Source organism: Thioclava sp. DLFJ5-1, from assembly GCF_002020115.1.
GTDB classification, from domain to species: Bacteria; Pseudomonadota; Alphaproteobacteria; order Rhodobacterales; family Rhodobacteraceae; genus Thioclava; species Thioclava sediminum.
Genome location: NZ_MPZU01000003.1, coordinates 302,100 through 328,399, shown reverse-complemented (window position 1 = coordinate 328,399; position 26,300 = coordinate 302,100). Strand labels below are relative to the sequence as shown.

Annotated in this window: 29 protein-coding genes and 1 tRNA gene; 13 read left to right on the top strand and 17 right to left on the bottom strand. The window is 64.2% G+C overall.

Going from position 1 to position 26,300, the window contains the following annotated elements; translation table 11 throughout:
* Nucleotides 1-116 precede the first annotated feature (116 nt).
* The 4 genes from BMI86_RS12280 to dxs all read left to right on the top strand — a co-directional run bounded on the left by BMI86_RS12280 (nt 117) and on the right by dxs (nt 3,683).
* A complete protein-coding gene (locus BMI86_RS12280; protein WP_078522294.1) occupies nt 117-512 on the top strand; it encodes a c-type cytochrome in 396 nt (131 codons plus the stop codon).
* A gap of 125 nt (nt 513-637) precedes the next feature.
* Entirely contained in the window at nt 638-874 is a 237-nt protein-coding gene (locus tag BMI86_RS12275; RefSeq protein ID WP_078522293.1) for an exodeoxyribonuclease VII small subunit, read from the top strand.
* On the top strand, nt 875-1,741 hold the full coding sequence (locus BMI86_RS12270; RefSeq protein WP_078541650.1) for a polyprenyl synthetase family protein: 867 nt from the start codon (nt 875-877) through the stop codon (nt 1,739-1,741).
* A gap of 19 nt (nt 1,742-1,760) precedes the next feature.
* Nucleotides 1,761-3,683, top strand: a complete 1,923-nt coding sequence (dxs, locus tag BMI86_RS12265; RefSeq protein WP_078541649.1) for a 1-deoxy-D-xylulose-5-phosphate synthase — start codon at nt 1,761-1,763, stop codon at nt 3,681-3,683.
* A 42-nt stretch (nt 3,684-3,725) separates the two neighbouring features.
* Here dxs and BMI86_RS12260 read toward each other — a convergent pair whose 3' ends face one another.
* The 5 genes from BMI86_RS12260 to mbfA all read right to left on the bottom strand — a co-directional run bounded on the left by BMI86_RS12260 (nt 3,726) and on the right by mbfA (nt 7,726).
* Nucleotides 3,726-4,343 carry an HAD family phosphatase gene (locus BMI86_RS12260; RefSeq protein WP_078541648.1) on the bottom strand — a complete coding sequence of 206 codons (618 nt, stop codon included), beginning with the start codon at nt 4,341-4,343 and terminating at the stop codon, nt 3,726-3,728.
* Nucleotides 4,336-4,794, bottom strand: coding sequence for a YaiI/YqxD family protein (locus BMI86_RS12255; RefSeq protein WP_078522289.1), 459 nt, complete (start codon nt 4,792-4,794; stop codon nt 4,336-4,338). Before BMI86_RS12255 ends, BMI86_RS12260 begins: the two co-directional genes overlap by 8 nt.
* On the bottom strand, nt 4,791-5,621 hold the full coding sequence (gene fghA / locus BMI86_RS12250) for an S-formylglutathione hydrolase (protein WP_078541647.1): 831 nt from the start codon (nt 5,619-5,621) through the stop codon (nt 4,791-4,793). Before fghA ends, BMI86_RS12255 begins: the two co-directional genes overlap by 4 nt.
* A 10-nt stretch (nt 5,622-5,631) precedes the next feature.
* A complete protein-coding gene (locus BMI86_RS12245; protein ID WP_078541646.1) occupies nt 5,632-6,549 on the bottom strand; it encodes an AEC family transporter in 918 nt (305 codons plus the stop codon).
* A 199-nt stretch (nt 6,550-6,748) separates the two neighbouring features.
* Nucleotides 6,749-7,726 (bottom strand): iron exporter MbfA, encoded by a 978-nt coding sequence (mbfA, locus tag BMI86_RS12240; RefSeq protein ID WP_078541645.1) that lies wholly within the window; start codon nt 7,724-7,726, stop codon nt 6,749-6,751.
* Nucleotides 7,727-7,881: 155 nt separating this feature from the next.
* On the opposite strand from mbfA, the gene BMI86_RS21265 reads away from it, so the two are divergent.
* Nucleotides 7,882-8,046: a hypothetical protein gene (locus tag BMI86_RS21265; protein ID WP_157771528.1), complete on the top strand. Its 165-nt coding sequence runs from the start codon at nt 7,882-7,884 to the stop codon at nt 8,044-8,046.
* On the opposite strand, the gene BMI86_RS12235 is transcribed toward BMI86_RS21265, so the two are convergent.
* Entirely contained in the window at nt 8,043-8,948 is a 906-nt protein-coding gene (locus tag BMI86_RS12235; RefSeq protein WP_078541644.1) for a rhodanese-related sulfurtransferase, read from the bottom strand. The genes BMI86_RS21265 and BMI86_RS12235 overlap by 4 nt on opposite strands.
* A gap of 115 nt (nt 8,949-9,063) precedes the next feature.
* Between BMI86_RS12235 and pncA the strand changes: the two genes are divergently transcribed.
* Both pncA and pncB read left to right on the top strand, forming a co-directional pair.
* The gene (pncA, locus tag BMI86_RS12230; RefSeq protein WP_078541643.1) at nt 9,064-9,663 is read left to right on the top strand and encodes a bifunctional nicotinamidase/pyrazinamidase; all 600 of its coding nucleotides are present in this window, start codon (nt 9,064-9,066) and stop codon (nt 9,661-9,663) included.
* Nucleotides 9,664-9,666: 3 nt separating this feature from the next.
* Complete coding sequence (gene pncB, locus BMI86_RS12225; protein ID WP_078541642.1) at nt 9,667-10,974, top strand: nicotinate phosphoribosyltransferase; 1,308 nt, start codon at nt 9,667-9,669, stop codon at nt 10,972-10,974.
* Nucleotides 10,975-10,978: 4 nt separating this feature from the next.
* Here the strand turns inward: pncB and BMI86_RS12220 are convergent, their stop codons facing one another.
* The 7 genes from BMI86_RS12220 to dapF form a co-directional block, all read right to left on the bottom strand.
* A complete protein-coding gene (locus BMI86_RS12220) occupies nt 10,979-12,460 on the bottom strand; it encodes an inorganic phosphate transporter (RefSeq protein ID WP_246831704.1) in 1,482 nt (493 codons plus the stop codon).
* An 88-nt stretch (nt 12,461-12,548) separates the two neighbouring features.
* The gene (locus BMI86_RS12215; RefSeq protein ID WP_078541641.1) at nt 12,549-13,007 is read right to left on the bottom strand and encodes an NUDIX hydrolase; all 459 of its coding nucleotides are present in this window, start codon (nt 13,005-13,007) and stop codon (nt 12,549-12,551) included.
* Entirely contained in the window at nt 12,989-13,966 is a 978-nt protein-coding gene (locus tag BMI86_RS12210; protein ID WP_078541640.1) for a phosphotransferase, read from the bottom strand. The genes BMI86_RS12215 and BMI86_RS12210 overlap by 19 nt, the downstream gene beginning before the upstream one ends.
* Nucleotides 13,963-15,225 (bottom strand): aminotransferase class III-fold pyridoxal phosphate-dependent enzyme, encoded by a 1,263-nt coding sequence (locus BMI86_RS12205; RefSeq protein WP_078541639.1) that lies wholly within the window; start codon nt 15,223-15,225, stop codon nt 13,963-13,965. The genes BMI86_RS12210 and BMI86_RS12205 overlap by 4 nt, the downstream gene beginning before the upstream one ends.
* Nucleotides 15,215-15,637 carry an alternative ribosome rescue aminoacyl-tRNA hydrolase ArfB gene (gene arfB / locus BMI86_RS12200; protein WP_078541762.1) on the bottom strand — a complete coding sequence of 141 codons (423 nt, stop codon included), beginning with the start codon at nt 15,635-15,637 and terminating at the stop codon, nt 15,215-15,217. The genes BMI86_RS12205 and arfB overlap by 11 nt, the downstream gene beginning before the upstream one ends.
* Nucleotides 15,638-15,808: 171 nt before the next feature.
* Nucleotides 15,809-17,071: a tRNA (N(6)-L-threonylcarbamoyladenosine(37)-C(2))-methylthiotransferase MtaB gene (gene mtaB, locus BMI86_RS12195; protein ID WP_078541638.1), complete on the bottom strand. Its 1,263-nt coding sequence runs from the start codon at nt 17,069-17,071 to the stop codon at nt 15,809-15,811.
* On the bottom strand, nt 17,068-17,904 hold the full coding sequence (gene dapF / locus BMI86_RS12190; protein ID WP_078541637.1) for a diaminopimelate epimerase: 837 nt from the start codon (nt 17,902-17,904) through the stop codon (nt 17,068-17,070). Before dapF ends, mtaB begins: the two co-directional genes overlap by 4 nt.
* Nucleotides 17,905-18,010: 106 nt before the next feature.
* Here dapF and BMI86_RS12185 point away from each other — a divergent pair.
* Nucleotides 18,011-18,086, top strand: a tRNA-Lys gene (locus BMI86_RS12185).
* A 75-nt stretch (nt 18,087-18,161) separates the two neighbouring features.
* On the opposite strand, the gene fliP is transcribed toward BMI86_RS12185, so the two are convergent.
* Genes fliP through fliF form a run of 4 tightly spaced genes read right to left on the bottom strand, consistent with a single transcriptional unit; the run spans nt 18,162 to nt 21,432 of the window.
* The gene (fliP, locus tag BMI86_RS12180; RefSeq protein WP_078541636.1) at nt 18,162-18,938 is read right to left on the bottom strand and encodes a flagellar type III secretion system pore protein FliP; all 777 of its coding nucleotides are present in this window, start codon (nt 18,936-18,938) and stop codon (nt 18,162-18,164) included.
* A gap of 1 nt (nt 18,939) precedes the next feature.
* Nucleotides 18,940-19,218, bottom strand: coding sequence for a FliM/FliN family flagellar motor C-terminal domain-containing protein (locus BMI86_RS12175; protein ID WP_078522277.1), 279 nt, complete (start codon nt 19,216-19,218; stop codon nt 18,940-18,942).
* On the bottom strand, nt 19,211-19,810 hold the full coding sequence (locus BMI86_RS12170; protein WP_143594785.1) for a flagellar biosynthesis protein: 600 nt from the start codon (nt 19,808-19,810) through the stop codon (nt 19,211-19,213). The genes BMI86_RS12175 and BMI86_RS12170 overlap by 8 nt, the downstream gene beginning before the upstream one ends.
* Complete coding sequence (gene fliF / locus BMI86_RS12165; RefSeq protein WP_078541634.1) at nt 19,807-21,432, bottom strand: flagellar basal-body MS-ring/collar protein FliF; 1,626 nt, start codon at nt 21,430-21,432, stop codon at nt 19,807-19,809. The genes BMI86_RS12170 and fliF overlap by 4 nt, the downstream gene beginning before the upstream one ends.
* 122 nt (nt 21,433-21,554) lie before the next feature.
* Here fliF and BMI86_RS12160 point away from each other — a divergent pair, with 122 nt between their 5' ends.
* From BMI86_RS12160 to BMI86_RS12140, 5 genes are all read left to right on the top strand, one after another.
* The gene (locus tag BMI86_RS12160) at nt 21,555-22,046 is read left to right on the top strand and encodes a flagellar basal body-associated FliL family protein (protein ID WP_078541633.1); all 492 of its coding nucleotides are present in this window, start codon (nt 21,555-21,557) and stop codon (nt 22,044-22,046) included.
* Nucleotides 22,047-22,057: 11 nt separating this feature from the next.
* On the top strand, nt 22,058-22,411 hold the full coding sequence (locus tag BMI86_RS12155) for a hypothetical protein (protein WP_078541632.1): 354 nt from the start codon (nt 22,058-22,060) through the stop codon (nt 22,409-22,411).
* Complete coding sequence (locus tag BMI86_RS12150) at nt 22,408-23,010, top strand: hypothetical protein (RefSeq protein ID WP_078541631.1); 603 nt, start codon at nt 22,408-22,410, stop codon at nt 23,008-23,010. Before BMI86_RS12155 ends, BMI86_RS12150 begins: the two co-directional genes overlap by 4 nt.
* A 77-nt stretch (nt 23,011-23,087) precedes the next feature.
* Nucleotides 23,088-23,957 carry a flagellar motor stator protein MotA gene (gene motA, locus BMI86_RS12145; protein ID WP_078522271.1) on the top strand — a complete coding sequence of 290 codons (870 nt, stop codon included), beginning with the start codon at nt 23,088-23,090 and terminating at the stop codon, nt 23,955-23,957.
* Nucleotides 23,954-26,263, top strand: coding sequence for a hypothetical protein (locus BMI86_RS12140; protein WP_078541630.1), 2,310 nt, complete (start codon nt 23,954-23,956; stop codon nt 26,261-26,263). The genes motA and BMI86_RS12140 overlap by 4 nt, the downstream gene beginning before the upstream one ends.
* Nucleotides 26,264-26,300 lie beyond the last annotated feature (37 nt).

Genomic DNA, 26,300 nt, shown 5'->3' with positions numbered 1-26,300 from the left:
TTTTCGTGGGGCGTTCCTTAGCAAAAAGGAGCGCCCTTCGTCATTGACGTCGATCATCGACTCGGCCTCATTTCGCGCCCAACCTTCCTATGCGTCAACTTGTGTGGGAGGACACTATGCGCTTCACTTACCTCATCGCTGCGGCATGTCTCGCCGCGACCCCGGCCATCGCTCAGGACGGCGATGTCGGCAAAGCTCTCTACGGCCAGTATTGCGCCAGTTGTCATGGCGACGATGGCACGGGCACCGGGCCGATGGCCGAATATCTGAACGTGAAACCCGCCGATCTGACCGGCCTTGCCGCCGCCAATGACGGCGAATTTCCGATGCTCAAGGCGATCCACATCATCGACGGACGCACGGGCGTGCGGGCGCATGGCGGACCGATGCCGGTCTTCGGCGATGTCTTCATGGAACAGGGCGGACACGGTGCGCCGTATTACACCGACGTTCTGGCCACCCGCGGGCGCGTCCTTTCACTCGCGACCTATCTCGAGTCGCTTCAGAAATAGGCGATAAGACGTTCACGATAGCACTGGTCTCGCGGGGTGATCTCGACTCCGCGAGCCGGATATGGTTTGCAGGAACCCGGGCGTCAGAGCCTTATTGGACGACATATCACCGGGAATGCAGATTGATGAGCGATATTGACGCGTTGAGCTTCGAAGAGGCGATGAAGGCTCTCGAGGAAGTCGTGGGCAAACTGGAACATGGCGACGTGCCCCTGGACGAGTCGATCAAACTCTATGAGCGCGGCGCCAAGCTGAAAGAGCATTGCGCCAAGCTTCTGAAAGAGGCCGAGGCGCGCGTGGAGAAGATCACGCTCAATGCCGACGGCGCTCCGAAAGGCACGACCCCCGCCGAAGGTCTGTAAATGTTCACCTCCCGTTTGAAAGAGGTGCAGACGACCGTTCAGGTCGCGCTCGATGCCGCCGTGGCGCGCCAGCCCGAGGGGCCGCTGCGCGCACCGATGCATTACGCGCTGCAGGGCGGCAAACGCCTGCGCGCCTTCCTCGCGGTCGAAAGCGCCGCGATCTTCGGCATCCCGGAGGCGCAGGCGATGCCCGCTGCAGCCGCGGTCGAGGCGCTGCACGCCTATAGCCTCGTGCATGACGACCTGCCCTGCATGGATGACGACGATCTGCGCCGCGGCCAGCCGACAGTTCACGTGAAATGGGACGAAGCGACCGCCGTGCTGACCGGCGACGTGTTGCAGACGCTTGCGTTCGAGCTTTGCGCCGATCCTGTTCTCGGCCCGGCAGAGCGGCGCGTCGCGCTTAGCCTCGCGCTCGCGAAAGCCTCCGGCGCGGCTGGGATGGGCCACGGTCAGGCGCTCGACATCGCGGCGGAAAGCGCCACCGATCCGCTCTCGCTGAGCCAGATCACCGCGCTGCAGGCGGGCAAGACCGGGGCGCTGATCTCGTTCGCGTCGCGCACCGGCGCGATCCTCGCGGGCGAGGACGAGGGCCCCCTGAGCGATTTCGCCGATGCGGTCGGTCTGGCCTTTCAAATTCACGATGACATCCTAGATGTGACGGGTTGCGAAAAGGCCGCCGGGAAACGGGTCGGCAAGGATGCCGAGGCCGGAAAAGCCACCTTCGTTTCGCTGCTCGGCCTCGCCGGTGCGCGGCTTCGGGAGGGCGAGCTGATCGAGCAAGCCATAGACGCGCTTTCGCCTTACGGCGAGGAAGCGGAAAACTTGCGGGCCGCTGCGCGTTTCGTTATCTCCCGCGAGATGTAGCGCGCCTAGGGGGCAGCCAATGAGCGATAACCCGAACGACCAAACGGCCACGCCGCTCCTCGACAAGGTGCGACTGCCGTCCGATCTGAAAGGCCTTTCCGATCCCGAGCTGAAAACGCTCGCCACCGAATTGCGCGCCGAGACGATCTCGGCCGTGTCGCAAACCGGCGGGCATCTGGGTGCAGGTCTGGGCGTGGTCGAGCTGACCGTCGCGCTGCATGCCGTGTTCGACGCGCCGCGCGACAAGATCGTCTGGGACGTGGGCCACCAGTGCTACCCGCACAAGATCCTGACCGGGCGCCGCGACCGCATCCGCACGCTGCGCACCAAGGGCGGGCTGTCGGGTTTCACCAAACGCTCGGAGTCGCCCTACGATCCGTTCGGCGCGGGCCATAGCTCCACCTCGATCTCGGCCGCGACCGGCTTCACGATGGGCCGCGAGCTGGGCGCCGAAACGGGCGACGCGATTGCCGTGATCGGTGACGGCGCGATGTCGGGCGGCATGGCTTTCGAGGCGATGAACCACGCGGGCCACTTGGGCAAACGCATGTTCGTCGTGCTCAACGACAACGAGATGTCGATCGCCCCGCCCGTCGGCGCGCTGTCGAGCTACCTCACCCGGCTTTATTCCGAGGCCCCGCTGCAGGACCTGAAATCCGCCGCCAAAGGCGCGGTCGGTCTGCTGCCCGTTCCGTTCCAGGAAGGCGCGCGCCGGGCGAAGGAAATGCTCAAGGGCATCGCCATGGGCGGCACCCTGTTCGAGGAGCTCGGCTTCTCCTATGTCGGCCCGGTCGATGGCCACGACCTCGACCAGCTGCTGCCGCTTCTGCGCACGCTCAAGGCCCGCGCGACCGGCCCGGTTCTGATCCATGCGCTGACGAAGAAGGGCAAAGGGTACGGCCCGGCCGAGAACCGCCCCGATGGCGGCCATGCCACCGCGAAATTCGATCTCAGCACCGGCGAGCAGAAGAAATCGCCCTCCAACGCGCCGAGCTACACCAAGGTCTTCGCCGAAAGCCTGATCAAGGAAGCGGCGAAAGACGAGAAGATCGTCGGTATCACCGCCGCCATGCCCGATGGCACGGGGCTGAAGCAATTCGCGGGCGTCTATCCGCGCCGCTGTTTCGACGTGGGCATCGCCGAGCAGCACGCCGTGACCTTCTCTGCCGGGCTTGCGGCGTCCGGTATGAAACCGTTCTGCGCGATCTACTCGACCTTCCTGCAGCGCGGCTACGACCAGATCGTCCATGACGTCGCGATCCAGCGCCTGCCCGTGCGCTTCGCCATCGACCGCGCCGGTCTGGTGGGCGCGGATGGCGCGACCCATGCGGGCTCGTTCGATGTGGGTTTCATGTCCTCGCTGCCCGGCATGGTCGTGATGGCCGCCGCCGACGAGGCCGAGCTGGTGCATATGGTCGCCACCGCCGCCGCCCATGACGAAGGCCCCATCGCCTTCCGCTATCCGCGCGGTGAAGGCATGGGCGTCGACATGCCCGAAGAAGGCGTGCCGCTGGAAATCGGCAAGGGCCGGATGATCGCGGAAGGCGCGCGCGTCGCGATCCTGTCCTACGGCACCCGTCTGGCCGAAGTGCTGAAAGCGCGCGAGGCGCTGCAGGCCCGCGGCCTTGCGCCGACCGTCGCCGATGCACGCTTCGTCAAACCGCTCGACACCGATCTGATCGACCGGCTGGTCGCCGGACACGAGGCGCTGATCTGCATTGAGGAAGGCGCGATCGGCGGCTTCGGCAGCCATGTCGCGCAATACCTGTCGGAGCGGGGCGTCTTCGATCACGGGTTCAAGTTCCGCTCGATGGTCCTGCCCGACACGTTCATCGACCACGCCTCGCCCGAGGATATGTATCACTCCGCCGGAATGGATGCGCCGCAGATCGAGGCGAAAGTGCTCGAGCTTCTGGGCGTCGCGGTCGCGAAACGCGCCTGAGATAAGTTTTTCTTATTTTCGGGGTTGCTGCATAAGTTGAACTTATGCGGCCTCCGCCTCCTCCAGCAGGCCTTCCTCGACCAGCCGCCGCGCCCAGCCCTCCGGCCCGTCGAAGAGATGCGTCTTCCAGCCGAAGGTATGCGCCGTCGCGATATTGTCGGCGCGGTCATCAGTGAAGATCAGATCCGAGCCGGACAGCCCCGACGCGTCCTCGACCATCTGATAGATCTTCGGGTCGGGCTTCGTGACGCCCATATGGCCCGAGATGAAATCGCGGTCGAAATTGCGCAGGAACGGGTAATGCGTGGCCGCGAAATCGTAGCTTTGAATCCCGAAATTCGTCAGGGAGAAAACCGGCATCCCCTTGGCCTGCAAGGATTTCATCAGGCGTAGCGAATGGGGGATCTCGGGGGCTGCCATCTCGATCCAGTCGTCGTGCCAGCGCCGGATCGCATCGCGCCAGCTCGGGTATTTCTCGGCCCATGCGTAGATCGTCTCGCGGAACGGCGCGCCGCGGTCGATCTCGTCATTCATACCGTGCAGATCGACCTCCGCGAACATCTGCTCGCGGGTCTCGCGCGGCATGATCCGGTCGTAATGCCGCTCCGGCTGCCATTCGATCAGCACGTTACCGATGTCGAAGATAACTGCCTTAACCATTCTTAACCTCTCTTGCTGCCGCCCGCGCGACCCGGTCGAGCGCATCCGAGAACCGCGCCCGGTCGGCCTTGGAAAACGGCTTGCCGCCGCCCTGCCGGAACGGATCGGCCGAGCGCAGATCCGCCATCAAATCCCGTGTCGCCAATACGTTACCGATATTGGCGGGGGTCAGCGCCTCGCCGTCGGGGCGCAGCACCCGCGCGCCGGCCTCGACGCATTTCGCCGCCAGCGGAATGTCATTGGTGATCACCACATCGCCGACCGTCGCGCGCTCGGCGATATACATATCGGCCACGTCCGGCCCCTGATCGACATAGACCATCTCGACCAGCGGATTGGGCGAGGGCCGCAGCCCGCCATTGGAGACAAGCATCAGCTTGACCCCGAGACGGGTCGCGACCTTCTCGGCCTCGGCCTTCACCGGGCAGGCATCCGCGTCGACCCAGATCACGCCCAGAGCGCCTCGGCGTGGAACTCGATGTGATCGGGAATGAAGGTCGAGACGAAATAGTAGCTGTGATCGTAACCTTCCTGAATCCGGAAGGTGCCGGGCTGACGGCGCGCGGCCATCGCTTCGGCCAGCGCCTCGGGCTTCAGCAGATCGAGGAACTGGTCGGAGCCGCCCTGATCGATCAGCACTTCGCCGTCGAACCCACGTTCGCGCATCAGAAGCGTGGCATCATGCGCCGCCCAGGCGGCCTCGTTGTCGCCCAGATAGGCGCTGAACTGCTTGCGGCCCCAATCGCTTTGCGTCGGGTGCGCGATCGGCGCGAAGGCCGAGACCGAGCGGAAGCGTTCGGGCAGCGACATCGCCAGCGTCAGCGCGCCATGCCCGCCCATCGAATGGCCGGTGATCGCCTGCCGCTCGGGGTCGATCTCGAAGGCGGCGTCGATGGCGTTCGGCAGTTCCTCGGCGATGTAATCCCACATCCGGAAATGCGGCGCCCACGGGTCCTGCGTCGCGTTGACGTAAAAGCCCGCGCCTTGGCCCAGATCGTAATCCTCGTGGTTGGCCACGCCCTCGCCGCGCGGCGAGGTGTCGGGGAACACGAGCGCGATCCCGTGCTCGGCCGCGAAAGCCTGCGCGCCCGCCTTGGTCATCGCGTTCTCATGGGTGCAGGTCAGTCCCGAGAGATACCACAGCACCGGCACCGGACCGTCCTCGGCTTCGCGCGGCAGGAACAGCCCGAAGGTCATTTCGCAATCATTGACCTTCGATGCGTGCGAATAGACGCCTTGGACGCCTCCGAAACAGCGGTTTTCCGAGATCGTTTTCATCAAAGCCTCCTTAGCCGTGAACCCAATGGATGACCGCCGGAACCGTGAGGATCGAGACGGCGGTCGAGACGAGGATGGCGGCCGAGACGCGCTGCGGCGCCACCCCGAAATGCTGCGCCAGAATATAGACATTGCCCGCGACGGGAAGGGCGGCGGCGGCGATCATCACGCCTGCCGCGAAGGGATCGACATCGAAGATCAGCAGCGACGTGATCGCGATGGCGGCCGGGTGCAGGAAGAGCTTGCCGAAGGACAGCCAGACCGCCGGCGCGGGCTTCTCGGCCGATTTGCCCGCGAGCGAGGCGCCGATGGCGAACAGCGCGCCCGGCGTCGCGGCGGCGCCCAACAGCGTCACGAATTCCGACAGCGGGCCCGGCATCGGCAGCTTCAGCCCGGCCCATGCAAGCCCCGCCACCATCGAGACGATCATCGGGTTCTTCACCAGCCCCAGCGCGATCGGCGCGAGCGAGACCTTCCCGTGCCGCGCGGCGGTGATGAAGATCGTGATGATCGAGGAGAACACGATCAGATCGCAGCTCAGCACCATCAGCACCGGCCCGACCGCCGCCGGTCCCAGCAGCACCACCAGCATCGGCACGCCGAGGAAGCCCGTGTTGCCGGTCATCGAGGTATGCGCCTCCATCGCGGAAAGCGCGGTCGGCAGCTTGCGCGCCTTGGCGACGGCGAAAGTGATCAGCCAGATCACGCCCGAGCCGGTCAGATAGGCGAGGATGAATTGCGGGTCGACAAGCTGTTCGAGATCAAGATTGGCCGAGAATTTGAAGAGCATCGCCGAGAGCGCGAAATAGAAGACGAATTTCGTCAGCCACGCGGTCGCCTCGGCGGTGAAAAAGCGGATCTGTCCGGCGAACCAGCCAAGCCCGATCAGGGCGAAAAACGGCAAGGTCTTCAGAAAGATCTCAAGCATGGCCAAGGGCTAGCATGCGGTTTTGGCAAGTGCCAGCTATGGAATGAGGTCTGCGCGCCCGTGGCGGGGTCGGGAAGCCTCCGGCGGGGATATTTTTGCCAAGCCGAAAGCGAAGCGCCTGTCTTCGCCTTGGCTCAAATATCCCCCGCGGAGCGTCCCGCATGTGCCGCTGGCGCGCGGGTCGAAGAGAAAGTCAGCGTCAGCCGCCGCCGATCAAGACACCGGCTGCGAAGACCAGCGCGCCGCCGAGCACGACCTGGAAGGCCGCGCGCAGGAAGGGCGTTTCCATGAAGCGGTTCTGGATCCAGGCGATGGCCCAGAGCTCGATAAACACGACGATGATCGCGATGGTGGTCGCGGTCCAGAAATCGGGGATCAGGTAGGGCAGCGCGTGGCCCAAGCCGCCAAGCATGGTCATCACGCCCGAGGCGATGCCGCGTTTGATCGGCGAGCCGCGGCCCGAGATGACGCCGTCGTCATGCGCCGCTTCGGTGAAGCCCATCGAGATGCCCGCGCCGACCGAGGCCGCGAGGCCCACGAGGAAGGTGGTCCAGGGGTTTTGGGTCGCGAAGGCGGTTGCGAAGATCGGCGCGAGGGTCGAGACCGAGCCGTCCATCAGCCCGGCGAGCCCCGGTTGCACCCAGGTCAGGATGAACTGGCGATGCGCCTGACGGTCTTCCTCTTCCTTTTCGCTCTCGGGCAGATGCGTGCCGGTCAGCTCTTCGGCCTTTTGCTCGTGACCGAGTTCGGCCGCGGCGAGATCGCCCAGCAACTCGCGCGTGCTGGCATCGGAGCTGCGTTGGGCGGCCAGCGTGTAGAACTTGCCCGCCTCGCGCTCCATCGCCTCGGCCTCGCCGCGGATGGTGTCGAGCGAGAGGTTCTTCGTGAGCCAGATCGGTTTGCGGTTGTAAAAGCCCGCGACATGTTCGCGCCGGATCAGCGGGATCACATCGCCGAAGCGGTCCGTATGCCGCGCGATCAGGAGGCGGCGATGCTCGTCTTCCTCTTTCGCCATCTCGTCGAAGATCTTCGCGGAAGCCGGATATTCGGTGCGCAGATGTTCGGCATATTGGCGATAGATGCGTGCGTCGTCCTCCTCGGAGGAGATCGCGAGCGCAAGCACTTCCTGTTCAGTGAGATCGTCGAAACGGCGGCGTGACGCGAAACCGGGAAGCATGGGAGGCCCTCTTTTTTAGAACGGTTCTAAAATATGCAGAGTTGCGTCCAGCGCAAGGCAGTATTTCGAACTGATCAGTTCATTTGGGCTTGATTTCCGAACCGAACGGTTCATATTCAATTCCGAACCGAGTAGTTCAGTTATGGAGAACCGCTATGAAACGTCTCGCTTACGCCCTTGTTCTGTCTGTGTTTGGCGCAACCGCCGCATCGGCTGGCGTCGGGGATTTCTCGCTGCCGCGTCTGGACTTCCCGACCACCGGGGCTCCGACCGTCACGCAAGGCTGCAACGATCTGACGCAGGTTTGCGCGGATAATTAATCGCGTCCGAGATGCGCTTCGCCCCGTTCGGCGGCGAGGCGCATCTGACGTTCGCGCTCGCGGAAGCGCTCGCGATCGGCATCGGAATACTCGCCGATGCAGCGGTGACAGGAGACGCCTTCCTCGTAATCGGGATGGCGTTTGTCTTCCGCGGAGACCGGGCGGCGACAGGCGTGACAGCTGTCGTAATCGCCCTGTTTCAGCCCGTGGCGCAGGCTCACGCGCTGATCGAAGACGAAGCAATCGCCCTGCCAGAGCGAGCCGTCTTCGGGCATGTCTTCGAGATATTTCAGGATACCGCCCTTGAGGTGATAGACCTCGGGCACCCCTTCCGAGAGCAGGAAATTCGTCGATTTCTCGCAGCGGATGCCGCCGGTGCAGAACATCGCGACGCGCTTGTTGTGGAAGCGATGCGCGTTGTCGCGCCACCATTGCGGAAATTCGCGGAAGGATTTCGTGCCCGGGTCGATGGCCCCCTCGAAAGTGCCGATCTCGATCTCGTAATCGTTGCGGGTGTCGATCACGACCGTGTCGGGCGAGGAGATCAGCGCGTTCCAGTCCTGCGGCTCGACGTAATGGCCGACGCGGGCTTTCGGGTCGATATCGGGCTCGCCCATCGTGACGATCTCGCGCTTGAGCCGCACCTTCATCTTGCCGAAAGGCATCTCCTCGGCCGCGCTTTCCTTCCATTCCAGATCGGCACAGCCCGGCAAGCTGCGGATATGCGCCAGCACCGCGTCGATCCCGTCGCGGGTCCCGGCGATGGTGCCGTTGATCCCTTCGCGCGCGATCAGGAGCGAGCCTTTCACGCCATGCGCGCAGGCGATCTTCGCCAGCGGGGCCTTCAGGGCCTCGGGGGACTCGAACCGGGTGAAATGGTAAAGGGCGGCAACGGTGAACATGGGCCCCGCATTAGCGCCGTGCGGGGGCGTTAGGCAAGAGCCGTTGCGCATGCGTGCCGTTGACCACAAGGGGTGCGCGGCCTACCCATGGGAAAACCCTGCGGGAGGTAAAGTGATGACCAAAGCCCTGATCGTGATCGACGTGCAAAACGACTTCTGCCCCGGCGGCGCGCTGGCGGTATCGGGGGGCGAAGAGATCGTGGCGCGCGTGAACACGCTGATGACCGAGTTCGACACCGTGGTGCTGACGCAGGATTGGCACCCGGCGGACCATTCCTCTTTCGCAAGCCAGCACGAGGGGGCCGCGCCCTTCACGCAGGTGCATATGGAATATGGGCTGCAGACGCTTTGGCCCGATCATTGCGTCCAAGGCAGCAAGGGGGCGGAGTTCCACCCCGATCTGGCCGTGGACCGGGCGCAGCTGATCATCCGCAAGGGGTTCCGGCGCGGCGTCGACAGCTATTCGGCCTTCTTCGAGAATGACCACAAGACGCCGACGGGGCTTGCGGGCTACCTGCGCGACCGGGGCGTCGAGGATCTGACCTTCGTGGGGCTCGCCACCGATTTCTGCGTGGCGTGGTCGGCGCTGGATGCGGCGAAGCTGGGCTTCCGCGCGACCGTGATCGAAGGCGCCTGCCGGGCGATCGATCTCGACGGCTCGCTGCAGGAGGCGCATAGCGAGATGCACTCTGCCGGTGTGAAGCTGGAGGCCTGATCCATGGTCGACATCGCGAGCCGCGTCTATAACCACAAGTGGAAGATCGACCCGATCGTGCGGTCTCTGATCGACACGGATTTCTACAAGCTTTTGATGTGTCAGTCGATTTTCCGCAACAAGCCGGAGACGCGGGTCACTTTCAGCCTGATCAACCGCAGCAAGTCGATCCGGCTCGCGGAGCTGATCGACGAGGCGGAACTGCGCGAGCAGCTGGATTATGCGCGCTCGCTGAAACTGTCGCGCGGGGAGAGCACATGGCTGCGCGGCAACACGTTCTACGGCAAGCGGCAGATGTTCCGCTCGGATTTCATGGAGTGGTTCGAGGGCTATCAACTGCCGCCCTACCATCTGGAAAAGCGCGACGGGCAATATGAGCTGACCTTCGAGGGCAAATGGCACGAGGTCATGCTCTGGGAGATTCCGGCGCTCGCGATCCTGATGGAGCTGCGCGGCCGCGCGGTTCTGAACACGATGGGACGTTTCGAGCTGCAGGTGCTCTATGCGCGCGCAATGACCAAGGTCTGGGAGAAGATCGAGGCGCTGCGCGAGCTGGACAACCTGCGGATCGCGGATTTCGGCACCCGGCGGCGGCACAGCTTCCTGTGGCAGGACTGGTGCGTGCAGGCGATGCTCGAAGGGCTGGGCGATGTTTCCGAAGGGGGCGCGTTCACCGGCACTTCGAACTGCCTGGTTGCAATGCGCCGCGACATCGAGGCCGTGGGCACCAACGCGCATGAGATGCCGATGGTCTATGCGGCGCTGACCAATAGCGACGCGGAACTGGCGAAGGCGCCTTACAAGGTGCTGGCCGATTGGCATGAAGAGCATGACGGCAACCTGCGCATCATCCTGCCCGACACCTATGGCACGAAGGGGTTCCTCGACCACGCGCCGGATTGGCTGGCAGGCTGGACCGGCATCCGCATCGATTCGGGCGACCCGGCGACGGGCGCCGAGATCGCGATCGACTGGTGGAAAGCGCGCGGCGAAGACCCGCGCCAGAAGCTGGTGATCTTCTCGGACGGGCTGACCGTCGACAAGATTCGCGAGTTGCACGCGCAGTTCGCCGGTCGGGTGAAGGTCAGCTTCGGCTGGGGCACGCTGCTGACCAACGACTTCCGCGGGCTGGTGCCGAACGACGCGCTCGCGCCGTTCAGCCTCGTGTGCAAGGCAGTCGAGGCTGATGGGCGTCCGACGGTGAAGCTGTCGGACAATCCCGCGAAGGCGATGGGCCCGGAGGACGAGATCGCCCGCTACAAGCGCGTCTTCGAGGTCGGCCAGCAGCAGGCGATGAAGGTCATGGTCTGAGCGGTCAGGTGATCGCGTTGAGGATCAGGTAGACTACCGCCGAAAGCGCGGCCGAGGCCGGCACCGTGACGATCCACGCCGTGGCGACCGTCATCATATGCGAGCGGCGCACCAGCAGGCGGCGCTTGCGCTCTTCCGGCGGGACGGGCTTGCCCTTGCGGATGCCCAGCTCGCGGGCGCGTTTCTCGGCGTGCCATTCGCGGTAGAAGCCGACGCCGAAGATGCCGCCGACCGCGATATGGGTCGAGGAGACCGGCAGGCCCAGCCACGACGCCACGATCACCGTGATCGCCGCCGAAAGCGCCACGCAATAGGCGCGCATCGGGTTGAGCTTGGTGATCTCGTTGCCGACGAGGCGGATCAGCTTGGGCCCGAACAGCAGCAGGCCGACGGAAATCCCCAGCGCGCCCACGGCCATCACCCAGAACGGGATGCCGACCTCTGCGGCGATATCGCCCTGCTCGACCGTGTGCACGATGGCCGCGAGCGGGCCGACCGCATTGGCGACGTCATTCGCGCCATGGGCGAAGCTCAGCAGCGCGGCAGAGACGACGAGCGGCAGGCCGAACAGCGTCTTGAGCGACTTCTTGCGGTTCTCCATCCCCTCGGACTGGCGGCGGATCATCGGGATCGTGACGAGCCATCCAATGACACCGACGACGAGGCCGATCAGGACCGCTTCGATAATCGTAATCTTGAACAGGTGCTTGAGGCCCTTGAGCGCGAGATAGGCAGCAAAGGCCCCCGACATGATGCCGATCAGGATCGGCACCCATCGGCGCGCGGCGGCGATCTTGTCATCGACATAGATCACCTTCGTCTTGATCAGCGCGAGGAAGGCGGCCGCGATCACGCCGCCCATGACCGGAGAGATCACCCAGCTTGCCGCGATCTTCGCCATCGAGACCCAATCGACCGCCCCGAAGCCTGCCGCGACGATGCCCGCGCCGACGACGCCGCCGACGATGGAGTGGGTGGTCGAGACCGGTGCGCCGAGCCATGTCGCGAGGTTCAGCCACAGAGCCGCGGCCAGCAGGGCCGCCATCATCGCCCAGACGAAATGCCCGGAATCGGGCAAGGCGGTCGGTTCGATGATCCCCTTCGCGACGGTTTTGACCACATCGCCACCCGCGACGAGCGCGCCCAAGCTTTCGAAGATGGCCGCGACGATCAACGCCCCGATCAGCGTCATCGCACGCGAGCCCACGGCGGGGCCCATGTTGTTGGCGACGTCATTGGCGCCGATATTCAGCGCCATATAGGCCCCGATCGCAGCGGCGGCGATCACCACCAGTTGGCCGGGCTGCCCGCCCACCAACACGGCCGCCACCAGACCGACGAGCACGATGAAGGCCAGCGCGATCCCCGGCGCGACCATGCCGCGCGCCACGAATTGCCCGGCACTTTCGACGCGCCCGATCCGCTTGAGATCCTTGTCGAGCGTTTTCCACTGATTGACGCGGGACTCGTTGTCTTGATTGGCCACCGTCACGAACCTGTCATCTAATTGTCAGAACCCGCGCGGGGTAACGGGTTTGACCCGTTGTGACAAGGCATTCGACGCCATTCGGGGCTCAGAGCTTGCGCAAAAGCTTCTGCAGCCCCTCTTCCGCGACCAGCTTCGCGGCCTGCTTCGGCGCGAACCATTTGCGCTTGCGCTGATGCTCTTCGGGAAAGGACTTCATCAGGGTCTCGACCCGCATCGGGAAGACCACGACATCTGTGGGCGTGGCCAAGCCGCTATCGAGGATCTTGTCATAGCGGAACGCCCCGGCGGGCTCCTTGTCGATCTTGCCGACCGCCCCGGCTTCTTCCCATGCCTCCTGCTTGGCCGCGCCGGACAGCGAGCGGCCCCGCATCGGCCAGCCTTTCGGGATCACCCAGCGCCCGGTGTCGCGCGAGGTGATCAGAAGGACCTGGGTCTTGCCGTCTCGGATTCGCAGACAGAGCGCCCCCACCTGCAAAGAGGCGGGGCGATAGCCCAGCAAGCCCTTCGCGACGGATTTCGCCCATTTCATCGACTGGTCTCCCATGGCGGCGTACGGTTCTCCAAATGCTGTGCGAGTTCAAGCGCACGCTCTAAATATAGTCTTTGGCGCGGATCGGAACCCGGTGCCCGGGTCACAATCCAGCCAGCAGACGCGAAGGCTCTCAGCGCCACGAAAAGCGGCAGCAGTGCCTCCTGATCGGGCGGAAGCGGACGCAGGCTGCGATAGCCCTCGACGAGCCCTGCCGCCTGCTCGCCCCAAAGCGGGTCGCCCCAGCCCTGCACAAGCGCCGTCGCGAGGTCGTAGAGCCGGTAGCCCGGCCCGCAATCGTCGAAGTCGATCAGGGCGAGCCCATCCGGGGTCGATAGCACGTTCTCACGCAGGCAATCGGCGTGGATCGGACCGTAATCCTGTGCCTGAGCCAAGAGCGCACGCGCAAGATCGCGGCCCGAAGACAGCGTTGCGGCCTCAACTTCCGAAAGCTGAGGATGTTCCCAGAAACGTCCCCAAAGCGGATGCTCCCCCAGAAACCCCTCGCCATCCCACGGGTTCCGGTCGAACCCGTCGGGCGGGGCGGCATCGCTGCTGATGTGCAGTTGCGCGATCAGGCGACCCAGCGCATGAGCCTCGGCGCGCACTGCCTCGGGCGTGCCGGAAAGCGGCTGGTCGCCCGCGCCGATCGGCGCGCCATCCAACCACTCCACGCAGGAGGTGACGCGGTTGCGCACGCTGCCCGTCAGCGCCCCGTTCAGCGCACGCACCGGGCGCGGCACCGGCATCCCCTGATCGGCGAGGCTTTCGCACCAGCGCAACTCGGCCTCGATCCCTTTGCGCCCCTGATAGCCGGGACGGTGCAACCGCAGCGCGACATGGCGGCCATCCTTCAGATGCGCCTCGAAGACGATATTCTCGCGATTCTTCACCAGACGCGGCGGCGCGCTCGTCTGCCCCCAGGAATAGAGGGCGGAGTCCGCCATCGCCTGTGCGGTCTCGTCCGAAATCATGCCGGAAGCTCCTCGAAACTTTGCGCAAGTTTCTCCAGCATTTCATCGGCATCGGCCCGATTGAAGACCATCGGCGGGCGGATCTTGAGAATGTGTTGTGCCCGGCCCACCCGGCCCATCAACACATGGCGCTCGCGCATCGCCTCGACGATCCGGCCCGCGGCTTCGCTGGCGGGTTCGCCGTCCTGCGCAAGTTCGATCCCGAGGAAGAACCCCAAGCCGCGTGTGTCGGCGATCAGCGGATGGGATAGTGCGCGCAGCCCTTGCAGAAGGTAGTCGCCAACCTGCGCCGCGTTCTCCTGCAAGCCTTCGTCTTCGATCACGCGCAGGGTCTCCATTGCGGCGGCGACCGAGACGGGATTGCCGCCGAACGTGTTGAAATAGCCGAAGGCCTCGCGGAAGGCGGCCATCACATCGGGCGCAGCCACCAGACCCGCGACCGGATGACCATTGCCCATCGGTTTGCCCATCGTGACCACGTCGGGCGTGAAACCCAGCCATTCGTGGCCCCAGAAATGCGAGCCGATCCGGCCGAAGCCCGGCTGCACCTCGTCGCAAAGGATCAGCCCGCCTGCGCGGCGGATCACCTCGACGGTCGGGTCGAGGAAACCGGGCGCGATGCCGGGCATCCCTTCATTGGCGAAGATCGGGCAGAGCATGAAACCCGCGAAGCCGTGGCCGCTCTCTTCCAGCTCGGCAATCGCCTGCGCCACATTTGCGGCAAAGGCCTCGGGCTGTGCCTCGAGCGATCCGCCCAAAGGCGCGACACTGTCGGGCGCGGGCACCCGGCGGATATGGTCGGGCCAGCCTCCGATCGGCGGGCGCCGGGTCGAGAGATGCGCCACGGCGGTGGTGTTGCCGTGATAGGTGTTGTCGGTCGCGATGAAGCCGCGCTTGCCGGTCACCGCCTGCGCCATGCGCAGCGCGACGTCATTAGCCTCGGACCCGGTGCAGGTCATCAGAAGCTGGCTGTCAAAGCCGAACTTGCCCAGCAGCGCCTCGGCATAATCGAGGATACCCTCATGCAGATAGCGCGTGTGGGTGTTGAGCGTGGCGGCCTGCTCGCAGATCGCCTTCACGATGCGCGGATGGCAATGACCGCAATGGGCGACGTTGTTATAGGCATCGAGGTAGCGCTGGCCATCGGCGTCGAAAAGCGAGCTGCCCTCTCCCCGCACGATCTCGACCGGGCGCGCATAGAAGGTCGGCACGTTCGGCCCCAAAAGCCGTTCGCGCCGCGCCAAAAGATCATTCCCCATCCGAGACCTTCCCGCGCAGTGCTTTCTTCTCGCCGTGAATCGCCTTCGCCTTCAGCCGCCGCTTCTTCGAGCCGAGCGTGGGTCGGGTCGGGATGCGTTTCTTGGGCTTTTCGCAGGCCTTTCGGATCATCGCGGCGAGGCGGTCGCGCGCAATCTCGCGGTTGCGCGCCTGACTCCGCGTGTCCTGCACCAGCAGCAAAAGCGCGCCGTCGCTGGTCCATCTGCGCCCCGCGATTCGGCGCAGGCGGTTCTTCACCGGTTGCGGCAGGTGCGGCGAGCGTTCGGCCTCGAAACGCAGCTCCACCGCGGTCGAGACCTTGTTCACATTCTGCCCCCCCGGACCTTGCGCCCGGGTGAAGGTTTCGGTGATTTCCCAATCCTCGATGGTTATCTGATCGTTGATCCGCAGCATGGGCCACAAGCTAGCTCACGCTGCGAAAAACGAAAGCCCCCTTCGGCTTGGCACAAATATCCCGGGGGGTGAGGCAGGATCAGCGGACTTCCAGTGGAAGGACGCCCTGCCGAACGCCCGTAGCGACAGCGAAGGGCCGGTAAGCAACGCGCCGAGGGGGCAGCGCCCCCTTTACCCCGCCAGCAACCGCGCCCCGTCATGGCCAGTGATGCGCACGGTCATCAGCGTGCCCTCGGGCTGGTCCGCCTCGAACGACACCTCGGCAAAGCCTTCGGTGCGTGCGACGCGCGGGGTTTCGGTCAGTACGAGCTGTTCGGTGCCGACCTGCGCGTCGAGATGGGCGGCCAGCGCGGCCTCGCCCTTCGCGCGCAGCCGGGCCGCGCGTTCCTTGACGACCGGGCCCTTCACGGCGGGCATCCGCGCGGCGGGCGTGCCCTTGCGCGCGGAATAGGGGAAGACATGCAGGAAGGTCAGACCGCAATCATCGACCAGCCGCAGGGAGTTCTCGAACATCTCCTCGGTCTCGGTCGGGAAGCCCGCGATGATGTCCGCGCCGAAGACGATCCCGGGGCGCAGCTTGCGCGCCTCTTCGGTGAAGGCAATGGCGTCGTCGCGCAGGTGACGGCGCTTCATCCGCTTGAGGATCATGTCGTCGCCCGCCTGAAGGCTGAGATGCAGATGCGGCATCAGGCGCGGCTCGGTGGCGATCGCCAGCATCAGGTTCTCGTCGGCCTCGATCGAGTCGATGGACGAGATGCGCAGGCGCGGCAGGTCCGGCACGAGGCGCAGGATCCGCATCACCAGATCGCCCAGACGGGGCTCGCCCGGCAGGTCCGCGCCCCAGGAGGTCAGATCGACCCCGGTGAGGACGACCTCGTTGAAGCCGCGATCCACGAGGCGCTTGATCTGCTCGACCACGACGCCTGCCGGCACCGAGCGCGAATTGCCGCGCCCGAAGGGGATGATGCAGAAGGTGCAGCGGTGATCGCAGCCGTTTTGCACCTGCACATAGGCGCGATGGCGGCCGAACCCGTCGATCAGGTGACCGGCGGTCTCCTTCACCGACATGATGTCGTCGACCATCACGCGCTCGGTCTCGCCGATGAAATCGGGGCCTTGCGGGGCGAGCTGCGCCCAGGTGTCGACCTGCATCTTCTCGTGATTGCCGATGATCTTGGTGACCTCGGGCATCGCGGCGAAAGTGTCGGGCTCGGTCTGCGCGGCGCAGCCGGTCACGATCACCGGCACATCCGGGTTCTCGCGCGACAGACGGCGGATCTCCTGCTTGGCCTTGCGCACGGCCTCGGCGGTCACGGCGCAGGTATTGACGACCACGGCCCCTTCGAGCCCGGCGCCTGCAGCCAATTCCTTCATCGCCTCCGTCTCATAGGCATTGAGACGGCAGCCGAGGGTCGAGAAAACGGGCGGTTTCATATCGCGTCCAGAAAATCGGGGGTGAGGGTCGCATCGAAGACATGCGCGGTGGGGCCGGTCATCCAGACGCCATCGTCGCGCCAGTCGATCTCCAACTGACCGCCATCGACATCGACGAGGACGTGCTTGCCGGTGAGGCCCCGCAGATGGGCCGCGACGGCGGTGGCACAGGTGCCCGAGCCGCAGGCCAGCGTGATGCCGGTGCCGCGCTCCCAGACGCGCATCCGCAGATAGTCGGGGCCGATCACGCTCGCGAATTCGACATTGGTGCGCTCGGGGAAGAGGGGATCATGCTCGATCACCGGGCCTTGGCGATCCACTTCGACCGCCTCGGCATCGTCGACGAAGAAGACGCAATGCGGGTTGCCCATGCCGACCGCGATCGGGTCGCCGCCCAGCGGAAGATGCGCCGGATCGATCCCGGGCAGAATCGGAATTTGCGCCGCTTCGAGAATCGGCGCGCCCATATTGACCGAGACCATCCCGTCCTCGCGCCGCACCGCGGCAAGCTGGCCCCGTTCGGTCAGGAGCGTGACATCGGTCCGGTCGAGCTGGCGCATCATGTAATCGCTCACGCAGCGAGTCGCATTCCCGCAAGCGCCGGCCCGCGTGCCGTCGGAATTCCAGAATTCGAGCGTGAAATCAGCCCCTTGCGCAGGGCGGATCACGGCAAGCTGGTCAAATCCCACACCGCGATGCCGATCTCCGAGCGCACGCGCGAGCGCAGGCGTAACCGGATCGTCGCCCTCACGGGCGTCGATCACGACGAAGTCATTGCCGAGCCCATGCATCTTCATGAAGGGCAGTCCGCTCTGTGTGCGCTTTGTATTCATGGCGCGCGATATACGCCCGCGCCAAGGTTTTTTCCAGATGTGCAATTTTTGTGAATTTTATGCCTTGACCCCCCCGGCGGGGGTTTGTAGAGACGCGCCCTGTGATGGGCCGTTAGCTCAGTTGGTAGAGCAACTGACTTTTAATCAGTGGGTCGCAGGTTCGAATCCTGCACGGCTCACCATCACCCTCAGAAACCCGGGCTTCGGCCCGGGTTTTTGCGTTTTGGGGTCTGCGGTTACGGGAGCCGCCCTCGGCGTCAGAAATAACTGCGCACCAGGGCCCCCGAGAGCAGCACCCAGCCGTCGGCCACCACGAAAAAGGCAAGCTTGAACGGAAGCGCCACGACCGCGGGCGGCACCATCATCATCCCCATCGACATCAGAACCGCCGAGACGACGAGATCGATAATCAAAAACGGCAGGTAAACGAGGAAGCCGATCTGGAAGGCACGGGTGACTTCGGACAGCATGAAGGACGGCACGAGAGTCGAGAGCGGCGCGCCCTCCAGGCTTTCCGGTGCGGGCGTGCCGCTGCGCAGCTCGGCCAAAGCTGCGAAGGTGTCGGGATTCGTGCGCCCGGCCATGAAGCTGCGGAATGGCTCGATCCCCTTGGTGAACGCCTCCTGCCAGTCGATCGCGCCGTCGATCAGAGGCTGGCCCGCGACGCGCCAACTCTCGAAGAAGACCGGCTCCATGATGAACCATGTAAGGAACAGCGCGAGGCTGATGATCAGCATATTCGGCGGCGATTGCTGCAACCCGAGGGCTTGGCGCAGAATCGACAGCACCGTGACGATGAACGGAAAGGCCGTGACCATGATCGCGAGCCCGGGCGCAAGGCTGAGCAGCGTGATCGCCGCAATGATCAGCAAGGAGCGACTCGCGAGGCTGTCGCCCTCCCCAACAGAAAGCGTAATGTCCTGAGCCTGCGCGGGCAGCGCCGCAAGCGTTAACGTTAATGCCGCGAGCAGGACCAGCCAAAGCGCTGGCAGGCATATCGTGGCGGCGCCGGGAGAGATTAGGCGGGGGCGCATCTCACAACCCGTTTTGCAGATCGGCCACCTCGGTAAGCCGCACCGCAAGCTGTCCGTCGCTGCCATCGATCTCTGTCAACTCGCCGCGCGCGATCAGCTTGTCCCCGACATACAACTCCACCGGGTCCTCCACTTTCCGGTCGAGCGGCAGCACGGCGTCGCGCTTCAGGCGCAGCAAATCGCGCACCAGCGGGCGGGCCTTGCCGACCGAGATGGTGATCTCGATCGGAACCTGCGTAAAGGGATTAGCGGTCGAAGCGTCCGGCGCGGTCTCATTCATCGGGCTTGTCCTTCGCGGTGGCGGTGAAATAGGTCGTGACCGCGCGCGAAATGGCGGCGATGACGGCGCCGAGATCGACGCGGGTCTCGGTATCGGCGAAACGCAGATAGACCTGGCCCTCGCCAAGGCTGGGCTCTGCCGCGAAAACGAGTGGCAAGTCTGCACGTGGCGCGAGCGCCTCTTGAATCTGCGGCAATGCGGTCGGGTTGCCGACCACCGTGATCGGCGTCGCGCAGAGATCCTCGGCAATCGGCATCAACTGCTCGGCCACGACGGGGCCAAGCGACGCGCGCGCAAGCTCGGGCAAAAGCTTGCCGCAAATCTCGACCAGAAGCGGCTCGAGCGCGTCGAGCATGTGCTGGCGCGCTTCGTGATAGGTGAAGCCCAGCGCCTGCAGGTTGCGCCCGAGATCGGCGTGGAGCCGCGCGGTTTCCGCATTCTGCGCGGCAACGGCATCGTCCCACCCGGCCTGATATCCGGTCTCGAAGGCGGCCAGTTTGGCCTCTTCCAACTCGGCCGGCGCGAGCGCGATTTCACCCGCCTCTGCCGAGTTGGGCTCAAAGGATTCCAGTTTCAGCCTTTGCCCCATCATGTTTTCTCCGACGGCTCTTCCATCCAGCTGCGCAGGATTTCGACGGTTTCCGCCTGCCGCTCCTCAATCATCTTCTTCAATCGGTCGACGGGATCGGCGGGTCGGTCGAGGTCGAAATCCGCCTGTGTCGCCATCGGCAGGTCACCGAGGTCGAAATCGGACACCAGCTGCATGTTCATGTCCGGCATGTCTCCGTCGTCGATCTCACCGGTGAGCGCCGTCGACGCCGTGGCGCCCTCCTCCGAGGCGCTGGGCGCGGGCAGCTCGGCCGCGCCTGCACGAGATTTCTGCAGCAGGATCGGGCGCGCGACGAAAAGACCAAGCACGAGCGCGACGATCGCAAGGACCGCGATCTGGATGATCTGCGTCAGATCGAGCGCCATGCTATCGATGAAGCCGGGCCCGGCGATGGTTCCCTCCTCTGAAAGCGCTTCGAACTGCATCGACCGCAGGGCGATCACGTCGCCACGCGCCTCGTCGAACCCGACCGCCGAGGCGACGAGTTCGCGCAGATCGGCCAGTTCGGTATCGCTGCGTGGCTCCCAGCTTGGCGTTCCGTCCGGATTGGTCCCGCGAACCCCATCGACGAGGACGGCCACGCTGAGCCGCTTGAGTGCGCCGGGCGCGCGCAGCAATTCGCGCCGCGTCTCCGACACCTCGAAATTGGTGCGCGCGCGTGTCTCGCTCGTGCGGCTTTGCGATTTTCCGGTCTCGCCGGTGCCGTTATCGGGCAGATTCGAGGCCACGGTCGTTGCCGGTGGCGTGGTCGAGTCGGAGGTCTTTGAGGTCTCCGACGTATCGGTGGAAATCGCCACGCGCCCCTCCGGATCGAAGCGCCTTTCGGTGATCGCCTCGCGCTCTGTCGCGGTGTCGAGCGCCACTTCGACCACGACGTTTCCGGGCCCCACACGCGCCTCGAGCAGCCGTTCGACATTCTGCTTCAACGCTTGCGCGCGATCCTCCCCACTGCCGGGCAGCGCGGGATTATCGCTAAAGGGGATGAGCCCGCGCGCCGAGTCGATCACCGAGACATCTTCGGGCGTCATACCGGTCACCGCCGAGGCCACCAGATAGCGCACCGCCTTCGCCTGCGCGCCACTCAAGCCCCCGAGCGTCGGCGTGATCGTCACCGAGGCGGTCGGCTCGGGCGTCCCGCGAAACGGCATATTCGTCGGATGCGCGATATGCACCCGTGCCGATCGGATCGACGGCACGGCGGCGATCGTTCTCGCCAATTCCCCCTCTTTCGCGCGCCAATAGGCCGCGTCGAACATCTGCGAGGTCGTGCCGAATCCCGACAGCGAATCGAGCAATTCATAGCCCGCGCCGCCGGTTGCGGGCAGACCTTGCGAGGCGAGCGTCATCCGCAATTCGTCGCGCTGCGGTGCGGCCACGAAAATCGAATCGCCACGCACCTCATAGGCCACACCGCGCTGTTCGAGCGCCGAGATCACCTCCCCCGATTCCGCACTGCCAAGCCCCGCGTAAAGCAGCGCAAACGTCGGCTTCGACGCGATCGACCCGATGGCGAAAACCGTGGCAATCATGGCGATCACCCCAAAAACTGCGGCGAGTTTCCTGCGCATATCCAGGCCAGCCCAAGTGTCGATGAGTTGCTGCAAGACGAACCTCCAGAGAGCGGGCGTTCTACCCGGGCGTCGCAGGCACCTTCCCTTAATGCGATTAACAATCGGTTAGTCCGACTCGGGTATTCCAAGTCTCGAACCGCAACAGCGAGGCCCCCATGACGGACGCCACTGCAGAGGCCGAAGAGCCACCCAAGAAAAAGTCCAAGCTGATGCTCGTGATCGGTCTCGTGCTCATGCTTCTTTTGGGCGGCGGGGGCTTCTATGCGGTCTATTCGGGGTTGATTCTCGCGCCTCCAGACACGGCGCACGGCGCCACCGGACCGGAGGCGCCCACGCCCGAGGCGCTTCCCGATATCGCCTATGTCGCACTCGAACCGCTCGCAATCACGCTGAGCGGGGCATCCGCGCGCCATCTGCGTTTCGCGGCCGAGCTTGAGGTGCCCAGCGCCTATCAACATGACGTGGAGCTTTTGAAGCCGCGCGTGATGGACGTGCTGAACGGGTATTTGCGCGCGGTCGATGTCAGCCTTCTGGAGGATCCAAGCGCAATGATGCGCCTGCGCGCGCAGATGTTGCGGCGGGTGCAACTGGTCACCGGAGACGGGCGCGTGCGCGACCTTCTGGTCATCGAATTCGTGCTGAACTGAGGGAGAGAGCAATGCAATTCCTTGCCGAAATCACATCCGGACTCGCGGCCATGGCGGCGGCGATTTATTGCTTCGTGCTCGCGCGCAGACTCAAGCGGTTCAATCAGCTGGAGACCGGGATGGGCGGGGCGATCGCCGTGCTGTCCGCACAGGTCGATGACATGACGCGCGCGCTCGAGCGGGCGCAGGCGACTGCGGGCACGTCCGAGCGGCAATTGCGTGCCCTGACGGAACGCGCGGAAGCAGGCGCGGAGAGGCTCGAACTGCTTCTGGCCTCGCTGCACGATCTGCCCGATGACGGTGAACCGCGCCGCCGTGTGTTGCGCCGACGGCATCGGGAAACGGATATGGAGGCGGCGCAATGAGCCGTCTGCCCAAGCGCAAATCTGGCCAGGGCAAATCCCGCCCGGGCCGCAGTGCGCTCTGGATCATCGCAGCGCTTTTCGTCCTGTCCGGCGGATTGCAGCTTGCGCAATTCGGAGCCTGGGCGCGCGAGGCGACCGGCCCCGCGCATGAGACCGAAGCGGCGAAACCGGAAGACGATTGCATCGACGACGCGGGGTTCATGGCGATGCTTGCAGATCTCAAGGTGCGAGAGGCGAAACTCGTCGAACAGGAGGGGCTGCTCAGCGACCGCCGCAATGCGCTCGCTCTCGCGGAAACCCGGTTGGAAGCGCGTCTGAATGATCTCGTCGCGGCGGAAGAGGCGCTGTCCAAGACCGTGGCCGTGGCAGATGGCGCGGCCGAGAAAGATGTCGGAAAGCTCGTCGCCCTTTACGAGAACATGAAGCCGAAACAGGCCGCCCCGCTTTTCGCCGAAATGGACCCGAATTTCGCCGCAGGTTTTCTCGCACGGATGCGCCCCGCTGCTGCAGCCGCGGTTATGGAAAGCCTCGAGCCGAAAACGGCCTACGCGATCAGCGTCCTGATGGCGGGTCGCAACGCAGGCGCGCCCCGCGACTAAGGCAGACGTTAAGGGTCTTGGGCATTTCTTAAACCGAATCATTCAAAGTCGCCCAAGAGAAACGGAAGGGGCTTTCCATGATCGGCATCATCGGCATCGTGATCATCTTCGCGATGGTTTTCGGCGGCTATGTCGCGGCGGGCGGGAAGATGGGGATCATCCTGAAATCGCTGCCCTTCGAGATGATCATGATCGGCGGCGCCGCCGTCGGCGCCTTCGTTCTGTCGAACGACATGGCCTCGATCAAGCACACGCTGAAGGATGTCGGAAAGGTTTTCAAAGGACCGAAATGGAAGCCCGACGACTACCGCGATCTTCTTTGCCTGTTGTTCGAATTGATCCGGCTAGCCCGGCAGAACCCCGTCGCGATCGAAGAGCATATCGAAGACCCTGAGAGTTCTTCGATTTTCGGGAAGTATCCGAAAATCCTGCACGATCACGAGGCAATCGACATCATCTGCGATACGATGCGATCGGCCTCGATGAATTACGACGACCCCATGCAAGTGGAAGAGGTGCTCGATAAGCAGCTCGAGGCGAATTACCACCACGCCATGCATTCGAGCCACGCGATGCAGTCGGTTGCCGACGCGATGCCCGCGCTCGGGATCGTCGCGGCGGTGCTCGGGGTCATTAAGACCATGGGGTCGATCGACCAGCCCCCCGAAATTCTCGGCAAGATGATCGGGGGCGCGCTTGTCGGGACCTTTCTCGGCGTGTTCCTCGCCTACGGGTTCATCGCCCCCTTCGCGAGCCGGATGAAGGGGGTGATCGACGAAGACAGCCACTTCTACAAACTGATCCGCGAGGTGTTGATCGCCAACCTGCACAATCACGCAACCAATATCTGCATTGAGGTCGGTCGCCAGAACACACCCCACCACATTCGCCCAAGCTTCTCCGACCTCGAGGAGGCCTTGAAGTCGGTGAAATCGGAGGCGGCATGAGGTTCTGGATCGCGCTTCTTTTTCTGCTGCCCTTCACTCCGGCTTATGCCACACCAATTCCGGTCAAATCGGGCGAACATGACGGCTTTTCCCGCCTCGTGATCTATCTACCCGCATCGGCCAGTCGGGCCCTTGCTCCCGTGGATGGAGGTTTTCGCCTCGCGACCGACGCATCAGATCCGCAATATGCGATTCAAAACGTATTCGAGTTGATCCCGCGTGACAGGTTGAAAGCACTTATTGCAGAGCCGGATGGCACGCTTCTTCTGAAACTCGCACCCGGAATCGTTCCCGAAACCTTTTCTCTCGAGAGCGGTGCATTCGTCGTCGACCTCAAGGATGCCCCCCCAGATCAAACCGCGCTGCCGCCAGCTGCGGCAATGCGCGATCGGGCCAAATCTTCGCCGACGAATGCGCCGCGGCCATCCACCCCGCCGCGCCAAAGAACCGTTCAGCCTGTCGCGATTGGACGGGACTATCTCGACCTCTTCTGGCAGCCGCCGCATATGCGCGAAACCACCGCTGCGCCGGTGACGATCTCGGATGGCGCGCCTAAACCGCAAATCCCGCCGAAACCGGATCCGCGACTTGATGGCATTGAAGAGAGCCTCTTACGCCAGATTTCGCGGGCGGCATCGCAGGGACTCGTGTCGGCTCAGGTAAAGCCTTCGAAGGCTCAGCCCTCAAAGAGCGAGCAACAAGTAAACTCTCCGGCAAGCGAAACGCCCACGGAAAGCGCCGACGATCCGATGGGTCCACCCGCGCCGACACTGCCGCCGCATCTCGCCGTCGATTCGATGACCGTGATCGATCGCGATCATCTCGTCACGCCACCCGAGACGCAACTGGAGGTATCCGAATGCCCTCCCGATCGATATTTCGACCTCGCGAGCTGGATCGACGAGCGCCCGGCCTTCGCGCAGATCAGCGATGCACGCCGTGATCTTTTGGGTGAATTCGACGTCCCCAACCCGCGTAAGGTGATGGCTTTGGCAAGGCTATACATCGCCTTCGGCTTCGGGACGGAGTCCCGCGCGCTTTTGCGCGACATGGGCAACGATGGTCCTAGCAAAGATGCTCTGCTCTTTGTCGGATCGGTTCTCGATCAGGACCCTGCCGCCGCCGCATCGCCGCTCGCGCGGCTCACAGATTGCGATGGTGCGGTCGCGCTATGGGCTTTCCTTGCATCAGACCCGCCGCCCGAAAAACGAGATGTCGAATTCGCCGCGCTCCGCCGAAATTTCGAAGCACTTCCGGCGGATCTGCGACGGTCTCTGGCACCAAACCTTGTGGCTCGGCTCACGCAGATTGGGGCAGCGGATGTGGCGAGGTCTCTCGAACCTGCGGTCAGCCGAATAACCACGGAGGATCGAACTGCGCTTGATACAGTGGAGGCGGAAATCCAAGCGAAAGAAGCGGATCCACAAGCTTTGGGTAACCTTGAGGCGCTTTCGAAGACGAATTCAGAGCAAGGGTTGCGCGCGTTAATCTTGTGGCTCAACGGCCAGATCGATGCGGGAGGAGAGGTCGATCCGGCAGCTCTCGCCAATGCTGAGGCGCTCGCCTTCGAACTCGCCAAAGCGCCAGAGGCACCGGAGCTGCGCCGCATCGCTGCGATCGGACACGCCGCGAATTCCGAATTCCCTAAAGCCTTTGAGATTTATGCCGATGCGACCACGATCGCGGACCCGAACGGCACGCTCGCGGCAATATTCACACGGTTGGTTGGTCAAGCCAGCGACGCTGTCTTCCTTCGAACCCTCTATGACGAATTACCGCTTGCCGATGAAGTCGCGCAGATACCGGACCTGCGACAAGAATTGGCCGGACGCGCAATCTCGCTAGGAATGCCGGCAGTCGCTGTGCGCCTCCTCGGCAAGGCCGCGCCACTGACGGAGCAGGACAAAACGCTGCTCGCTCGGGCAGCGCTTCTTGAACTGGACCCTGCAGCTGCCCTCGCCCATCTGAAAGACCTCGGCGGCCAGCAAGTCGAGCAACTCCGGGCGGAGGCTTTATCCCGGCTCGGTCGACACAACGACGCGCGTGCCGCCTACCTGCGCGCGGGCAATTCAGACGATGCGCGCGCGCAGTCCTGGCATAAGGGCGACTGGTCAAACCTGGAGACTTCGCCCGATGCGGTGGAGAAGCAGTTTTTGGAAACTTTCGTTGCGCCGCCTCCGCCTGAGGCGGAGGTCCAAGGCGGCCCGATCACTCAGGCGCGCAACCTATTGGAGCGAAGCCAAGCCGAGCGGGAAACGTTGTCGAAAATGCTCGACCGTCTTGCCTTGCCGTCCGCACAGGAATGACGCGCAGAAACGGCGCAAACGGTTTCTAAATCTTTGG

Excerpts from the sequence above, each read along its gene's own strand:
- BMI86_RS12280 (WP_078522294.1), top strand. The coding sequence starts at position 117 with ATGCGCTTCACTTACCTCATCGCTGCGGCATGTCTCGCCGCGACCCCG.
- BMI86_RS12275 (WP_078522293.1), top strand. The coding sequence starts at position 638 with ATGAGCGATATTGACGCGTTGAGCTTCGAAGAGGCGATGAAGGCTCTC.
- BMI86_RS12270 (WP_078541650.1), top strand. The coding sequence starts at position 875 with ATGTTCACCTCCCGTTTGAAAGAGGTGCAGACGACCGTTCAGGTCGCG.
- dxs (WP_078541649.1), top strand. The coding sequence starts at position 1,761 with ATGAGCGATAACCCGAACGACCAAACGGCCACGCCGCTCCTCGACAAG.
- BMI86_RS12260 (WP_078541648.1), bottom strand. The coding sequence starts at position 4,343 with ATGGTTAAGGCAGTTATCTTCGACATCGGTAACGTGCTGATCGAATGG.
- fghA (WP_078541647.1), bottom strand. The coding sequence starts at position 5,621 with ATGAAAACGATCTCGGAAAACCGCTGTTTCGGAGGCGTCCAAGGCGTC.
- BMI86_RS12245 (WP_078541646.1), bottom strand. The coding sequence starts at position 6,549 with ATGCTTGAGATCTTTCTGAAGACCTTGCCGTTTTTCGCCCTGATCGGG.
- mbfA (WP_078541645.1), bottom strand. The coding sequence starts at position 7,726 with ATGCTTCCCGGTTTCGCGTCACGCCGCCGTTTCGACGATCTCACTGAA.
- BMI86_RS21265 (WP_157771528.1), top strand. The coding sequence starts at position 7,882 with ATGAAACGTCTCGCTTACGCCCTTGTTCTGTCTGTGTTTGGCGCAACC.
- BMI86_RS12235 (WP_078541644.1), bottom strand. The coding sequence starts at position 8,948 with ATGTTCACCGTTGCCGCCCTTTACCATTTCACCCGGTTCGAGTCCCCC.
- pncA (WP_078541643.1), top strand. The coding sequence starts at position 9,064 with ATGACCAAAGCCCTGATCGTGATCGACGTGCAAAACGACTTCTGCCCC.
- pncB (WP_078541642.1), top strand. The coding sequence starts at position 9,667 with ATGGTCGACATCGCGAGCCGCGTCTATAACCACAAGTGGAAGATCGAC.
- BMI86_RS12215 (WP_078541641.1), bottom strand. The coding sequence starts at position 13,007 with ATGGGAGACCAGTCGATGAAATGGGCGAAATCCGTCGCGAAGGGCTTG.
- BMI86_RS12210 (WP_078541640.1), bottom strand. The coding sequence starts at position 13,966 with ATGATTTCGGACGAGACCGCACAGGCGATGGCGGACTCCGCCCTCTAT.
- BMI86_RS12205 (WP_078541639.1), bottom strand. The coding sequence starts at position 15,225 with ATGGGGAATGATCTTTTGGCGCGGCGCGAACGGCTTTTGGGGCCGAAC.
- arfB (WP_078541762.1), bottom strand. The coding sequence starts at position 15,637 with ATGCTGCGGATCAACGATCAGATAACCATCGAGGATTGGGAAATCACC.
- mtaB (WP_078541638.1), bottom strand. The coding sequence starts at position 17,071 with ATGAAACCGCCCGTTTTCTCGACCCTCGGCTGCCGTCTCAATGCCTAT.
- dapF (WP_078541637.1), bottom strand. The coding sequence starts at position 17,904 with ATGAATACAAAGCGCACACAGAGCGGACTGCCCTTCATGAAGATGCAT.
- fliP (WP_078541636.1), bottom strand. The coding sequence starts at position 18,938 with ATGCGCCCCCGCCTAATCTCTCCCGGCGCCGCCACGATATGCCTGCCA.
- BMI86_RS12175 (WP_078522277.1), bottom strand. The coding sequence starts at position 19,218 with ATGAATGAGACCGCGCCGGACGCTTCGACCGCTAATCCCTTTACGCAG.
- BMI86_RS12170 (WP_143594785.1), bottom strand. The coding sequence starts at position 19,810 with ATGATGGGGCAAAGGCTGAAACTGGAATCCTTTGAGCCCAACTCGGCA.
- BMI86_RS12160 (WP_078541633.1), top strand. The coding sequence starts at position 21,555 with ATGACGGACGCCACTGCAGAGGCCGAAGAGCCACCCAAGAAAAAGTCC.
- BMI86_RS12155 (WP_078541632.1), top strand. The coding sequence starts at position 22,058 with ATGCAATTCCTTGCCGAAATCACATCCGGACTCGCGGCCATGGCGGCG.
- BMI86_RS12150 (WP_078541631.1), top strand. The coding sequence starts at position 22,408 with ATGAGCCGTCTGCCCAAGCGCAAATCTGGCCAGGGCAAATCCCGCCCG.
- motA (WP_078522271.1), top strand. The coding sequence starts at position 23,088 with ATGATCGGCATCATCGGCATCGTGATCATCTTCGCGATGGTTTTCGGC.
- BMI86_RS12140 (WP_078541630.1), top strand. The coding sequence starts at position 23,954 with ATGAGGTTCTGGATCGCGCTTCTTTTTCTGCTGCCCTTCACTCCGGCT.